The 14,337-nt window shown below is 59.4% G+C and carries 12 protein-coding genes and 1 tRNA gene; 10 read left to right on the top strand and 3 right to left on the bottom strand.

From position 1 onward, the window contains the following. Window positions 1-70: 70 nt before the first annotated feature. Together CIK76_RS08410 and CIK76_RS08415 are read right to left on the bottom strand one after the other, a co-directional pair. Window positions 71-1,069 carry an alpha/beta hydrolase gene (locus tag CIK76_RS08410; protein WP_096285359.1) on the bottom strand — a complete coding sequence of 333 codons (999 nt, stop codon included), beginning with the start codon at window positions 1,067-1,069 and terminating at the stop codon, window positions 71-73. After that, on the bottom strand, window positions 1,066-1,593 hold the full coding sequence (locus tag CIK76_RS08415) for a PadR family transcriptional regulator (RefSeq protein ID WP_096285361.1): 528 nt from the start codon (window positions 1,591-1,593) through the stop codon (window positions 1,066-1,068). Before CIK76_RS08415 ends, CIK76_RS08410 begins: the two co-directional genes overlap by 4 nt. Window positions 1,594-2,218: 625 nt before the next feature. On the opposite strand from CIK76_RS08415, the gene CIK76_RS08420 reads away from it, so the two are divergent. The 4 genes from CIK76_RS08420 to CIK76_RS08435 all read left to right on the top strand — a co-directional run bounded on the left by CIK76_RS08420 (window position 2,219) and on the right by CIK76_RS08435 (window position 6,915). Further along, window positions 2,219-3,403 carry a DDE-type integrase/transposase/recombinase gene (locus CIK76_RS08420; protein ID WP_096285990.1) on the top strand — a complete coding sequence of 395 codons (1,185 nt, stop codon included), beginning with the start codon at window positions 2,219-2,221 and terminating at the stop codon, window positions 3,401-3,403. A gap of 85 nt (window positions 3,404-3,488) precedes the next feature. After that, window positions 3,489-4,556 (top strand): IS110 family transposase, encoded by a 1,068-nt coding sequence (locus CIK76_RS08425; protein WP_096285363.1) that lies wholly within the window; start codon window positions 3,489-3,491, stop codon window positions 4,554-4,556. Between the two features lie 336 nt (window positions 4,557-4,892). Beyond that, the gene (locus CIK76_RS08430; RefSeq protein ID WP_141393513.1) at window positions 4,893-5,675 is read left to right on the top strand and encodes an EamA family transporter; all 783 of its coding nucleotides are present in this window, start codon (window positions 4,893-4,895) and stop codon (window positions 5,673-5,675) included. A gap of 31 nt (window positions 5,676-5,706) precedes the next feature. Continuing rightward, window positions 5,707-6,915 (top strand): multidrug effflux MFS transporter, encoded by a 1,209-nt coding sequence (locus CIK76_RS08435; protein WP_096285367.1) that lies wholly within the window; start codon window positions 5,707-5,709, stop codon window positions 6,913-6,915. A 92-nt stretch (window positions 6,916-7,007) separates the two neighbouring features. On the opposite strand, the gene CIK76_RS08440 is transcribed toward CIK76_RS08435, so the two are convergent. After that, the gene (locus CIK76_RS08440) at window positions 7,008-8,840 is read right to left on the bottom strand and encodes a phosphoenolpyruvate carboxykinase (GTP) (protein WP_096285369.1); all 1,833 of its coding nucleotides are present in this window, start codon (window positions 8,838-8,840) and stop codon (window positions 7,008-7,010) included. Between the two features lie 319 nt (window positions 8,841-9,159). Between CIK76_RS08440 and CIK76_RS08445 the strand changes: the two genes are divergently transcribed. From CIK76_RS08445 to CIK76_RS08465, 6 genes are all read left to right on the top strand, one after another. Further along, window positions 9,160-9,236, top strand: a tRNA-Arg gene (locus CIK76_RS08445). 748 nt (window positions 9,237-9,984) lie between these two features. Then, window positions 9,985-10,959, top strand: coding sequence for an ATP-binding cassette domain-containing protein (locus tag CIK76_RS08450; protein ID WP_096285371.1), 975 nt, complete (start codon window positions 9,985-9,987; stop codon window positions 10,957-10,959). Beyond that, entirely contained in the window at window positions 10,956-11,861 is a 906-nt protein-coding gene (locus tag CIK76_RS08455) for an ABC transporter permease (RefSeq protein ID WP_096285373.1), read from the top strand. Before CIK76_RS08450 ends, CIK76_RS08455 begins: the two co-directional genes overlap by 4 nt. Window positions 11,862-11,901: 40 nt before the next feature. Further along, on the top strand, window positions 11,902-12,030 hold the full coding sequence (locus tag CIK76_RS19785; RefSeq protein ID WP_255248399.1) for a hypothetical protein: 129 nt from the start codon (window positions 11,902-11,904) through the stop codon (window positions 12,028-12,030). A 74-nt stretch (window positions 12,031-12,104) separates the two neighbouring features. Beyond that, window positions 12,105-13,211, top strand: coding sequence for a class V lanthionine synthetase subunit LxmK (gene lxmK / locus CIK76_RS08460; protein WP_255248400.1), 1,107 nt, complete (start codon window positions 12,105-12,107; stop codon window positions 13,209-13,211). Then, window positions 13,211-14,158 carry a T3SS effector HopA1 family protein gene (locus CIK76_RS08465; RefSeq protein ID WP_176484141.1) on the top strand — a complete coding sequence of 316 codons (948 nt, stop codon included), beginning with the start codon at window positions 13,211-13,213 and terminating at the stop codon, window positions 14,156-14,158. Before lxmK ends, CIK76_RS08465 begins: the two co-directional genes overlap by 1 nt. The last annotated feature ends 179 nt before the right edge of the window (window positions 14,159-14,337 follow it).

The following is a 14,337-nucleotide window of genomic DNA, read 5'->3' on the forward strand; positions in this document are numbered from 1 at the left end:
ACCGGCTAAGCGCGGTGCAGCTACATCAATGGGGGCAGCTGCACCGCGCTTAGCTGTCAGCCGAAGCCATTCACTTCTTCTCGGGCTTTTTAGCTTTCGGTTTCTCGTCCGGGACCGCGGACTGCGGCGCTGAGGCTCGCTCCGGCTTTTCTGCGGGCGCTTCAACAGTTGCCGCGCGCTCGGGCTTTGCCTGCTTGGAAGCCTTGGGCTGTTTCGATGGCTTGGCGGTTAGCGGATCTACGAGGATCGGGTGGATCGTCGAGTCGGTAATCCAACGCCGCACCACGGAGTTGAACAGCAAGGGGTTCTCAATATTCCATTGGTGGTGCATTCCCGGGACCACCCGGGTCACCGCCTGCCCAAGCTCCTCGCGGAGCGCCGCGAAAGACTTCTGCACGAGTTTGGGTTCTTTGCCCCCAGCCAGCGCGAGCACCGGGCCGGTGTAGGCAGAGAGCCTTTCCGGCACTCCTCCGGGATCCAGATCGTCCATGATGGCGCGCAGATTCTCCGGCTTCAGCATCACCCCGTGTTCGGTGAACAGCTCCCTTTCGTCATCCACCATGCCGTAGGCGCCGGCTTGGAACCGCCAGTACCATTCGCTGCCGATGAGCTTGAGCTGCATCCGGTTCACCGCACGTGCCGCGGCCGGAACTCCGGTGACCGGAGTGCCGGTCAGCAACAGCGAATCGATCAGTTCCGGATGCCGGGCCGCCACATGCAAGGCAATGACACCGCCGAGCGACATCCCGACTAGATGCACTCCGCCTTCGGATACTTCGTCGGCGATCAGCGCCGCCACATCGTCTGCGGCGGAATCCAGTCCCTGCCAGGTTTCTTCGCTGCGCGCGCCGAAGGCCGGCAGGTGCAAGGTCAAGACGTTATAGTCGCCAAAGGCCAGGACCTGCGGATCCCAGCTCCAGTTGCCGACGTTTCCGCCATGCAGGAACACCAGCGTCTGTTCGTGCTTATGCGGCCCCGCCTGCCGGCGAGCCGGATGCAGCTCGGGGTAATCGGTAGCCTCGCGGGTGAATTTCTTCGCCGTGGGCCCCTGATCTTTGCCTAGCGTCATGGCAGATGCTCCAATACTGCGTCGAGCCACTCCAGCTCGGCGGCCTGCTGTCGGATTGCATGGTCCAAGGTGGCGGCCATCAGGAAGCTACGACGGTCCGCGGCAGCTCGCATATCGATGCCCTCGCGCTGCGAGAGGTAGTCATCCAGGATCGCCTGCGTCTTGGCCCGGCGTTCCACCAGCAGCTGGTCGATGTCCTCGCGCGGCAGCTCGGCAGCGAAAAAGACCTGGCCCATGAACGGATCTCGTTCGGCACCGTGGGCCGCGCCGTTGGAAAGCCACCCGACCAGGGCCTCGCGCCCCGCATCGGTGATGTGGTGCTCCTGGCGGTCGGGATAATTCGACTGGGCCACGGTGGTCACCGTGGCCCAGCCTTGATCCACCAGCTGCGCCAACGTGCGGTAGATCTGTGCCTTGTCGGCGTTCCAGAAGTGATTAATAGAGGAGTCAAAGTGCTTCTTGAGCTCGTAACCAGTCATCGGCGCCAAACAAAGCAACCCTAGAATCAATCGTGCCAAAACCATGGATTCATCTTTTCATATTTAGTTGATTTTGCACCCACTTACCCGTCGGTAGCTGGAAACTGAACCCGGATTGTGACAATTCCACGCCGTATTCTTGGCCAACTGACCTGCCTGCACTTCAATCAGAGAGGCCCCGACTCGAAAAAGGTTGTCCCCCTATGAACTCCCAAGCTCAAAGCAAACCGGCCGCCCCGCCACATTCGGGTGGCCGCGCGGCGCTTTTCGTGGTGCTGGGTTCGATCGGAGTGCAGAGCTCCTCGGCAATCTCGGCAAGCATGTTCGAGGCTCTCGGCTCACCCGCTGTCAGTTCCTTGCGGCTAGACACTATGCAGTGAAGGGATACGTCGGGGCCTCCACCACTCAATCTATTCGTGGGTCACCCCACCGTGAAACTGTCTCTTCCAGCCAATGGCTGTAAGGGTGTTCACTGGGAGCACCACATTTGAGACTGGGGAGGTCCCGACATGATTCAGGATACATTTATAGGTTTGGATGTCCATGCCCCGCGTTGACTCATAAAAAACCTCCGGCACAGATACTACGTTGCGTCACAAGAAAACCTCCGCCAAAGTACCTCTTGCTTCTCGGACTCTGCGGGTATCTGCTCAGCACCATGGGACTGACAATGGGCGCACGCAAACAAGTCACCAAACAACTCGCGAACAGCTACCGACTCGGCGATAAAGCCGGGAAAACTCGGATACTGGATGAACTGGTCGAAATCACCGGCTGGCACCGCGACTACGCCCGCTGCGCCCTGCGAGAAGCACTGAAACCCGCCAAGCCACGAATCGTCAGAGCAGGCAGGAAACCGACCTACCCGGCCGACCTGCAACCGGGCCTGATCCTGTGCTGGGCCGTCCTGCGTGGGCCAGCGTCGAAACTGCTGACGGCTTCCATGCCGTTTCTGGTGCCGATGCTGCGCGCCGAGAAGGCACTGGACGTCACTGACGAGCAAGCAGCGCTGCTGATCAAGATGAGCGCGTCAACCATCGACCGGCGCTTGGCGAATGAGCGTCGGAAGATGATCCTTCGTGGCAGGTCCCGTACCAAGCCCGGCTCGCTGCTCAAGTCCCAAATTCCTATTCGCACGTGGGCCGAATGGGATGACGCGGTGCCCGGATTTGTCGAGATCGACTTGGTTGGCCATGAAGGCGGCCATAGCCAAGGCGAATTCTGCTTCACCCTGACCGTCACAGATATCAGCACGGGTTGGACGGTGAACCGGTCGGTGCGCAACAAGGCGCAGAAGCACGTGTTCGAAGCGTTGATGCACGTCATGGCGGTTTTTCCGTTCCCCATCATTGGGATCGATAGCGACAACGGCAGTGAATTCATCAACCATGAATTACTCCGATTCTGCGAAGAACAGCAGATCACGTTCACCCGCTCCCGGTCAGGGAACAAGAACGACGGGGCGCACGTGGAACAGAAGAACTGGTCCAGGGTGCGTGAACTGGTGGGATATCAGCGGTACGACAGTGTCGATGAACTGGATCTGCTTAATCAGATTTGGGAGCTGGACAGGGTGTTCACGAACTATCTTCTGCCGCAGCAGAAGCTACTGCACAAGACTCGCAAAGGGGCCAAAGTCATCAAGGTCCACGATAAGCCGGCGACTCCTCACCAGCGTGCAGTGGTCCATTCGGCGGTGAAGAAGATGCCGGTGATTCGGATGAATGCTCAGTTCAAGAAGATACGGGTCATGGCGTTGTCGCAGCAGATCCTTGGGCTGACCGGCAATCTGGAGCAATTGTCGGTTTCTAAGTCCGGGTCGCCGGCCCGGCAGGCGAGAAAGGCATCACAATGAGAAACCTATTTCCCGGAGGTTTTCATCTGACGCAACGTATCAGAGTTCCCGGAGGTATTGACATGACGCAACAGGTGCCCAAACAATTGTCGCCTGCGCTCTGAACACCACCACCGGTGAGCTTAAGCGAGCCAAGATGAGCTCGGATCCAGAAGTCGTCTGCTCCTGGATCCAGCAGTTCCCCACGGACGCGAAAGTCGTCTACGAGGCCGGCCCCACCGGCTACCCGTTGGTCAGGCATCTTCTCGCCAATGGCATTGACTGCGTCATCGCTGCCCCATCCAAACTCCTGCGCGCACCGGGGGACCACGTGAAAACCGATAAACGCGACGCTCAAGGATTAGCGAAACTGCTGTCCCTGGGCGAAATCACCGAAGTGCGCATCCCTTCGGAATCTCAAGAGGCTCTACGTGATTTATCCCGCGCCCGTACTCAGGCACAAAAGGCCTTGTCTCATCAACGCCAGCAACTCAACGCCTTGCTGCTTCGGCACGGCCGCCGATACACCGACAGCAGTAAATGGACGAATGCTCATCTTGAGTGGCTGAGGAAGCAACGCTTCGAACAGGTAGCCACGCACATGGCATTCGAAGCCGATCTTGAGCTCGTCTTGACCTTGGCGGAGCATGTGAAGCGCTTGGACCAGCACATTGAATCCCAAGCGCAAGCCTGCGAATACAATGCGGTGATCAATTCATTAATGTGCTTGCGCGGCATACAAATGACCACAGCCTTTGGGCTGGCTACCGAGATCGGTGACTGGACCAGATTCACCGGGGCAACCATTGCATCTTATGTTGGGTTGACGCCCAGCGAGTATTCTTCTGGTACGAAACGGGCGCAAGGGCCGATTACCAAGGCCGGGAACAAGCATGTGCGCAGGTTGCTGGTTGAAGCGGCTTGGCAACATAAGCGAGCGTATTCTCGTCCTGGGGTGCGGTTGCAGCGTCAATTGGATTTGGTGGATTCACCCACGAGGTGCCGAGCGCTGAAAGGCAACCGCAGGCTTGCTGACCGATGGATAGCGTTTGATAAGCGTGGCAAGCTCTCGGTGAAAGCAAATACCGCGATCGCCAGAGAGCTGGCTGGGTGGTGTTGGTCTTTGGCTGCACCGTTGCAGAACGCTTCAAAGATGCACGACCTCACGAGATAATCATTCGGTTTTGTTCAACGAACGTGGTGGCCAGAAAGGAAACCGGGTCACCGAATCAAAACGTACCCCGCAGTAAGGTAAAGGCTGGCAGAGCAGCAATTGGAGCTAACCCACGACAGGACTACGAGATGCCTAGTCATTGGTGATGCTCGGTGCTAGACCTTGGTACGCTCCGCGCCGAAACAATTGTCATGCGGTAATCAACCCGCGTATATCAGAGTGAAATTGTTTTCGTTACGAACGCTCCTGCAGCTTTGAGATTTTTGTGGTGGTACTAAAAAGTGACCGATCTCGGGCCCACTGAATAAATGGTTCGAGATCGGTCACCTGTGCCTCTTGACAAACTTTTACTACATATCAGTCCTTGCGGCCGTGGTGCTGCTGGTCTTCTTGCGTCCGACCGTGCGCGGGCACAGCGCGAGCGCGTGGTCGGCGATTGCCTGCTACGGAATCGTCATGGCGGCGATGAACTTGTTGCTTTATAAGGCGATCGAATATTTGCCCCTAGGCGTTGCCGTCACCCTGGATTTTCTGGGCCCTGCGGTGGTGGCGCTGGTGTTCTCCCGCCGTATCCGCGAAGCCGCCTGGGCATTGCTCGCCCTGGGCGGGGTGATTCTCATTGCCGGGCCCGGCGGCCATTTCGATCTGCTCGGCTTCGCCTTCGGCATCGGGGCGGGACTCTGCTTCGCGTTGTATACCCTGCTGGCCGAGAAGGTAGGCAAGGCAGGCGACTCCTCCGTCAGCTCGCTGGCGCTGTCCGTGTCGATCGCCGCGCTGGTCTCCTTGCCCTTCGGCATCCCGAAGGTTGCCGAGGTGACCGGAGCGCAATGGGGACTACTGGCCCTGAGCGGCGCGATCGGGGTGGCCATCCCCTATCTGGTGGACACCCTGGCGGCTCGCATATCCTCGGCCCGCGTGGTGGGCACGCTGTTCGCCATCGACCCGGCCATGGGCACGCTGATCGGTTGGCTGGTGCTCGGTGAGCAGCTGGGTTGGTTGTCCCTGCTCGGCATCCTTTGCGTGGCGCTGGCCGGTGCCGGGGTGACCTGGTTTGCCGCCAGGCCGCCCGGTCCGCTGGAGCAGGTACCCGCGACGGACCTCGCCAGGGAACAAGCGTAGCTAGGGCGGTTTCCGCTTCTAGAATGGGCTTATGCCTTCTGCCTTCGAGCGCTCACGCTTGACCCCACCGCTTTTTGCCCTGCTGATCCTGCTGGGCACCACCGGCCCGCTGGCCACGGACATGTATCTGCCTTCCTTCCCGGCGATGACGCAGGAGTTCTCCACTTCCGCTTCGGCGATCCAGCTGACCCTGACCTTCTTCCTGCTGGGGATGGGCCTTGGACAGCTCCTGTGGGGCGCGCTCTCGGACCGGCTAGGCCGCGCCAGGCCGTTGCGCTGGGGCACCGCATTATTCGTGCTGGCCTCGGTGGCCGCCGCGCTGGCGCCATCCTTGGAGGCGTTGAGCATCGCCCGCGGTTTGCAAGGCATCGGCGGAGCGGCGGGCGTGGTGATTTCCAAGGCGATCGTGGCCGACACGACCAAGGGCGTCCAGACCGCACGAACCTTCAGCATTTTGATGACTTTCGGGGCAATAGCTCCGGCGGTGGCGCCGCTCTTGGGAGCCTACCTCGGTGAGCTAGGCGGCTTCCGCCTAGTGCTATGGGTGCTCAGCGCCGCCGCGCTGCTCATGGTCACCGGATCCCTGGCCATCTACCGAGAAACCCTCGCCCCCGCGGCACGTTCGGGCGGAAATTTCCTTGCCCCGCTGAAGCTGGCGCTCTCCCGCCGGCGATTTGTCGGCTACCTGGTCCAGTTCGGCTTCGCTTTCGGCGCGATGATGGCCTATGTCTCGGCCTCGCCCTTCCTCTATCAAGAGGTGCTGGGTCTCAGCGCACGGGGCTACGCCCTATGCTTCGGCCTCAACGCGGCGGGCCTGATCCTTTCGGGCTTGGTCTCTGCACGGCTGGTGGGCCGGGTCCCGCTACGCCGCACCATATCGGTCGCGCTGACGATTCTGCTGGGCGCGAGCCTGGTGATCCTCCTGCTGGCGATGCTCCAGATACGCAGTCTGGGCCTGGCGGCGGTGATCTTCGTGCTGGTCTCCTCGATCGGTTTCACCATGGGCAATACCACCGGATTGGCGTTGGCCGAGGTGCGCGATGTTTCGGGCTCGGGCTCCGCACTCTTGGGGTCGGCGCAATTCCTCATCGGCGCGTTAGCCACCCCGCTGGTCGGTCTGTCCGGGGCGGATTCCGCGTTGGCCTTTGCGCTCACCGCGGTGGCCAGTTCGCTGATCGCGTTTGGCGCGCTCGTCTACACCGCGGATCGTTTCCACCCCGGCGCCATGGAGCACCCCTAGCGATGGGCGGGCAATCAACTCCGCGTGGTTAAACGAAGATCCCGCGGAATCCGCAGTTCTGCGGATCCCACGGGATCTTCTGCCACCGAAAGCTAGGCGCTGAGGCGGGCTTTCAAACCGTCGAGCTCGGCACGCAGCGATGCTGGCAGCGCGTCACCGAAGTTCTCGTACCATTCTTCGATTCCCTCGACCTCGGTGGCCCATTCGTCCTTGTTGACCGCCACGGCGGCCTCCACGTCGGCTGGGGTGAAATCCTTCAGACCCGTCAGGTCCAGGGAGTCGCCGGTTGGCACGTTGCCGATGATGGTCTCCTTGGCGTCCGCGGTGCCTTCGATACGCTCGATGGCCCACTTGAGCACGCGCGAGTTATCTCCGAAACCAGGCCATGCGAAGCCGCCGTCGGCGGTGCGGCGGAACCAGTTGACCAAGAAGATCTTCGGCATCTGCTCCGGGTTGAGCTTCTCGGAGATCTTGTCCCAGTGGTTCAGGTAGTCCCCTGCGTTGTAGCCAATGAATGGCAGCATGGCCATCGGGTCGCGGCGGATCACACCGGTTGCGCCGGAAGCGGCGGCGGTGGTCTCCGAGGACAGGGTTGAACCCATGAAGATCCCGTTGGTCCAGCTGCGCGCCTCGGTCACCAGCGGGATGGTCGTCTTGCGACGTCCGCCGAAGAGGATCGCGTCGATCTTCACGCCGTTTGGCGAGTAGTAATCCTCGGACAGCATGTCGACCTGGTCGATCGGGGTGCAGAAACGGGAGTTCGGGTGCGCCGCGTTGGTGCCCGACTCTGGCGTCCAGTCATTGCCCAACCAGTCGGTCAGGTGCGTCGGAGCCTCGTCGGTCATGCCCTCCCACCAGACGCCGCCTTCGTCGGTCAGCGCTACGTTGGTGAAGATGGAGTTGCCCTTGGTGATGGCACGCATGGCGTTCGGGTTGGTGGACCACCCGGTGCCCGGCGCCACACCGAACAGGCCGTATTCCGGGTTCACCCCGCGCAGCTCGCCGTCCTTGCCGATGCGCATCCAGTTGATGTCATCGCCCAGCGTCTCGGCTTTCCAGCCTTCAATGGTTGGTTCCAGCAGGGCGAGGTTCGTCTTGCCGCAGGCCGAGGGGAAGGCCGCTGCAATGTTGTAGGACCTGCCCTGTGGGCTGGTCAGCTTCAGGATCAGCATGTGCTCGGCGAGCCAACCCTCGTCGCGGGCCATTGCCGAGGCAATGCGCAGCGAGTAGCACTTCTTGCCCAGCAGGGCGTTTCCGCCGTAGCCCGAGCCGTAAGACATGATGGCGCGCTCTTCGGGGAAGTGCACGATCCACTTGTCTTCGTTGCATGGCCAGACGACATCTTCCTGCCCTGGCTTAAGCGGTGCGCCGACCGAGTGCAACGCAGGAACAAAGAAGGCTTCTTCGGCTTCCATCTTGCGCAGCACTTCGCTACCGATCTTGGCCATGACGCGCATCGAAGCGACCACGTAGGCGGAGTCGGTCAGCTCTACACCGTATGCAGGCTCGTCGGCGTTCAGCGGGCCCATGACGAAAGGAATGACGTACATGGTGCGTCCGCGCATCGATCCGTCGAACAATCCGTTGAGCATCGACTTCATCTTCGCTGGGTCTTCCCAGTTATTGGTGAAGCCGGCGTCTTCTTCCTTCTCCGAGCAGATGAAGGTGCGCTCCTCAACACGGGCGACGTCCTTCGGATCCGAGAATCCTGCGTAGGAATTCGGGAAGTTCGGGTCGGTCAGCTTAACCAGAGTGCCGGCCTCAACCAGTTCAGCGGTCAGGCGGTCATTCTCCGCAGCGGAGCCGTCGACCCAATAAACACGTTCGGGCTTCGTCAGCGCGGCAACTTCCTCAACCCAAGCTGCCAACTTTGCGTGCGTGGTTGGCGCTGCGTCGATTACGTTCTGATCGGAGCTCGTGCTCATTATCCATTCCCTCCATTGGGCTGAATTTGTCAATAAATCAAGGCTAGGGGTACTCCAGCTGGCACATTGTGTGACCCAATCCTCAGCATTGGGCTGATGTTAGACTTGGGAAGATAAATTTCCCGAAATTTCGGGGGTTTATCGATGAACATCAACCCATTTATGTGACCAAGGTCACGTAGACCGGTACCCTTTTGGATTCTTCACATAACCTTCTGTTCACTTTCGATAGATACCGTCCACCTGCGATTTGTACCGATCGAATTTCATCTGTATAGTTATTCGAGGTTCGCGAGAGTGAATCACGCAAACTAAATATGCGCCCATAGCTCAGCTGGATAGAGCGCCTGTCTACGGAACAGGAGGCCGGGGGTTCGAATCCCTCTGGGCGCACCAAAAAGTAAAAGTCTCGGGACATCGTTGATTTGATGTCCCGAGACTTTTTCGTTTAACCTTCTGCAAGTCCTTAATGCCGGATCCCGCTGTCTGCGTCCCGTATCGGCGCCGCAAGGGTCAGCGAGCAGGAGCGAATGGACTCAGCGCGGCTTGTAGCACCTTATTCTGCATTTGCGCGAAAACGCGTCATGGGGCTATCGGCAGCTGCTGAATCCCATGGCCCACTGAGTCATGAGCAACGTTTATACCTTTACTCAGCGTGGAATTCGCAACCTGAGCTAGCAGGAGAATCCGAAGTACTGGCATAGCAATGCTCCGCTGAATGCCGAGTCGGCCAAGGAAATAAGTGTGGTGTTGAGTGCAACGGTTCCAGCGGTAAGCAACTTGACCATGAGTTTCTCCAGTTTTCGCGATCTAGATGATGACGTGCCCGGCAGCTTTGTGCCACCAACAACTTTTCACCGCCCCGCGCATGCGGCACATATACAAAAGACCAATAATTCCGCTCTATATGATTCAGCTGGATTAAATGGCGGCAGGCCGAATACCCACACTTCGAACTGCGGGAAGCGAATCGATAGTCTGCGAATATACGCTCAAATAATCTGTCAGGAGTGCTGATCAGTTCCCGCTCAGGAAGGAATATTGGCCTTTAGAACAATGCAGAACTGTACTCAAGTACAGGGTCAGCTCGTTCTTCGCTCCATAGAGTCGGTATCGATAACGAAACCAACACGAGGAGCACCTCATGAACGGACTGCAGCTCACCGGCATCGTCCGCAGCTTCGGCAACCGCACGGTTCTGCACGATATGGACCTTTCGGTTCAACGCGGCGAGATCGTCGGGTTCATTGGCGGTAACGGCGCCGGCAAGACCACCACGATGCGGCTAATCCTCGGATTGCTGAACGCCGACCGGGGAGAAATCACCTGGGATGGATCACCAATCACCACGGCAGATCGTCGAGCCATCGGCTACATGCCAGAAGAACGCGGACTCTACCCGCAAATGCCAGTCCGCGAGCAAATTATCCATTTTGCCCTGCTGGAAGGCCATATGGGAAAACAGGCCAGAGCGGTTGCCGACGATCTTATCGGCTCCCTGGGCTTGACTGGCCGGGAAAAAACCTTAATCCAGGACCTGTCGCTGGGCAATCAGCAACGTGTCCAGTTGGCTGTCTCGCTCGTCGGCAATCCTGCGCTTCTGGTCCTCGATGAACCGTTCTCTGGTTTGGACCCAACCGCGGTGGCCACGATGGGTTCGCTGCTTCGCGAACAGGCTGCCCGCGGTGTGGGGGTGCTCTTCTCATCCCACCAGCTTGACCTGGTAGAGCGTCTTTGCGACAAGGTTTGCGTCCTCGACCAAGGGCGAGTGAAGGCCAGCGGCAGTGTCGCCGAATTGCAAAACGACGGCCAGAGCAGATGGCAGCTGAGGTTCTCGGCGAATGCCGACGGCTTCGCAGCAGAGATCGCCATGATCCGAGGGCTCACAGTCACGTTGCCCGCCGATGACCACAGCACGGTGTTCGTGTCCATGTCCGGAACCGATCTGGACCTACCGCCGGCGCTACTGGCGGCGGCGCAACGTCATGGTTCCTTGCGCAGCATCGAAGCAATTCAGCGATCCTTGGACGACTTGCTGTCCCAGGACTTCATTTCCGCCGGACGTGGCGAACTGACCATCAACGCACAACTCGCCCAGAATACAGGAGGAATCTCATGACCACCCAGCCGCTAAGCCTTAACACCATGCCGGGCCTGAGCGGAACGTTCCGCGAAACTGGATTGGTAATTCGGCGCGAAATCCTCACCCGGACGGCCAATCGAACCATCTTGATTACCACCGGATTACTTGCCCTGGGAGTCGCCGCAGCAGCAGGCATCGGCGGTTGGTTCCTCGTGAACTCCATGGAGCAATTTCAGGCCTTCACGCTTAATCCTCGAATGCTCTTTGCCACGGCCATGATCTGTGCGCTCCTTACCTCTCTGGTTTATTCGGCTCAAAGCCTGACCACCGGGGTCGTGGAGGAAAAATCTTCGAGAGTCGTCGAAATCCTGCTGACCAAAATCGGTATCACGCCGTTGCTGCTCGGCAAGCTCATCGGCATCGGCCTGGTAACTCTCACGCAATTACTGGTCATCGGTGGCGCAGGGGTGCTCGGGTTCTCAGTGGTGGGAGGCTTCTCGCTACTCGACGTGGAAGCTGGACCTATCCTGGTGTGGTTCCTGATCTGGTTCTTGCTTGGATATGCCATCTTTGCGCTATTGAACACGGCGCTGGCGGCCACCGTGGCCCGCCAAGAAGACTTAGCTTCTGCGGTTATGCCGCTTTCGGTCTTGCAGATGGTGCTGCTGGTACTAGCGCTCTATGTCCTGCCCAATAATCTTGAGAACGGCTGGTTGCACGCCCTGTCGTTCGTACCGCTGTTCTCCTCGTACCTCATGCCGATGCGCGTCGGACTCGATGGAGTAGATGCCTGGCAGATGGCGACCTCCGCCGCAATCGCGGTGCTGTCTATTCCAGTGCTTTTCTGGATGGCCACCAAGCTCTACCGGAACAACGCGCTGCGTACCGGTTCGCGAGTCTCGCTACGCGATGCGCTCAGCTCCGACGATGCCGCCTAGATTCTCCCGCTTCACGCAGTCAATGACGAAAGGACACCCCATGACTGACAACGACAATAACCAGAACCTCGCTAAGAGGCCCTCGAATATTCGAAAGCAACTGCGTAATCTCGCCTTGCTCGCCCTCGGCGTCGCCATTGCCTACGTCGTCACCAATTTCCTCCGCTAGCGACCCCGTCAGCTCTTCGAGATTCCCTGTTCGTATCGGCGTCGCCGGTACGAACAGGAAGGAAGCAGATCATCATGAGCACGACCACGCTTTATCCTCGATCTTTGAACCCCGAGGCTCATCAGGCTTCACTTTTGGCTGATGCGCTATTGGAACAGCTAGGGCGGGCCTCGGTCCGGAGTATTTCTCCGGCAGCTTTTGCCGGGCGCAACGGAACCTGGGTCCTGACGCTAGCCGATGGCAGCAAGGTCTTTGCCAAACGTTTCTCCGAAAAATCTTCGACGCCGCGAGCGTTCAATCGCTCCTTGGAATTCGCACGCTTCACCCACACGCATCCGCACCATGCGCCGGCAAGCGCACGCCTGATCGCCTCGAATGAAATTGAACGCCTTCTCATCTTTGACTACTGCCCCGGTGAAAGCCTGGCCAGCATGGTGGTTGAGGAACGGGTGCCGGCAGATTTCGCGTCACGGGCCGGTGAAATCCTTGGACGTTTGCATACCGCTGCCCCGACAGGTCTGGAGCCCACCACCATTTCCAGTCCCCCGATTGAAATGCTGCACCTCGGCGTTCCGCAGGCCCAGTACCAGAATTTTACCCTCGCCGAAATCGCGCTGTGGGCGCAGTTGCAGTCCGATAATCTACTCATCAATGCAGCCGTTGAACTGCGTGACTGGGAACTGCAGCATCAAACCAGCCCAATCCACGCGGACCTGCGGCTCGACCAGTTTCATCTTGAGGAGAACGAGCTACTCCTGCTCGACTGGGAGGAATTCGGACTAGGAGATCCCGCCCGGGATCTCGGCATGCTGGCCGGAGAATGGATCTACCGCGCGGTTCTCGACACGGTCACCAGCCGGGGCAATGCCGGGGCGCCCCCGGAACATTTCGACGAAGAGCTGGCCACAGCGGTCATGGCGCAACGCATGGGCATGGTGGTCCCGCAGATCCAGGAACTCTGGCGCAGCTACACCCGCATCGCTACCGGCTATGACGAGCAGCTCCCCGTGCGCGCCACCGCGCATCTGGGTTGGCATCTCATCGATCGTTCAATTGCCCGAGCTGCAATGGTCTCCCGGCTACCTGGCATCGAACGAGCCGCAGCCGGCGTCGGACGAAAGGCGTTGCTTAGTCCTGGCAGCTATTACCAAGCCCTTGGATTCGGAAGGAGTGAACACTGATGCCACCGACCCTCACCCGCTGGGCGAGCTTTGAGCGAATACTTGAAGGATTGGCCGATCACGTCAGGGTGGACTTGGCGGCGAATACGGCGCGTATCGGGAGCACCTCATTGAGCGCAGGAAGTCGAAGTGAGCTCAGATCGCAGCTTAGCGCGGCCACCTACACTCACCTGCACATCAGAAATCCGCTCATCGAGAATATGCCAACGACCGGGTACCAGGATCTCGCGGACGAATTAATCGCGGATATCCCCCACCGAAGCATCTGGCAGCAATCCGGATCGCCCGCAAGGCAAACGGTCGATGTCCAAGGTCTCAAGCACCACGTAGTCACCCTCGGCGGCGTCAAGGTACTTGTCCCACACCACGATGTGTCTCGGTTGGATCCCTCATCCGAAGCGGCCGTGCGCACGCCCAGCTGGCGCACCCGGACCACTCCCGGATACGTCTTGGCGCTCGGAGCAAGCGGAATCGATGCGGAGCAGGTCACTGCACGAATCTATGTCACCTGCGATTCGGCGGCTCAAGCCTTGGAACTCTGGCCTATCGTCCTAGATGTCTTAGCAAAGTCAGCCGGCGGCTATCAGGCTAAAGCGCTTTCCTCTTCCCTCGCCTATCCGCGCAGCGACGCGATGGTGCTCTACGTGCCAGACACCGCTGTGCAGGAGATCGCCGACCGTCTCACCGCCGCAACGGCTCGGATCTCAGCCCCGCACACGGAGCACTCGATCTTTACCCAGCGGCTGTCTCCAAGATTCTCGCAAGCGGGAGAATCGGCGGATCCACGGCCTTCCCACCGAGGGCTGAGCTTCGGACAGCACCGCTCCCGGGTACTCACCGATGCACTGCTGACCGCGGCCAAGAACGAGATGCGACTGCAGGATGCCTGGGCATTTGAGGCGACCAGAGCCAGGATCGATCCCCGTAATCCGGCAACCAATCTCTGAGCTTCTCATACTTTCCGCATTCACGAGCCAGCGAATTCAGCGCCTCGGTGAAGCACCCCCAAAAATTTGCGTACCGTCGAGGCGCCCCCGCAGCCTCTGGAAACGCGTTCACACCTCATCCGAGGAACAACACAATCAGCCTTCAACGGCAATTATCTCAAGGAGCAAAACATGGACAA

The organism is Glutamicibacter sp. BW80 (genome assembly GCF_002332385.1).
GTDB lineage: Bacteria > Actinomycetota > Actinomycetes > Actinomycetales > Micrococcaceae > Glutamicibacter.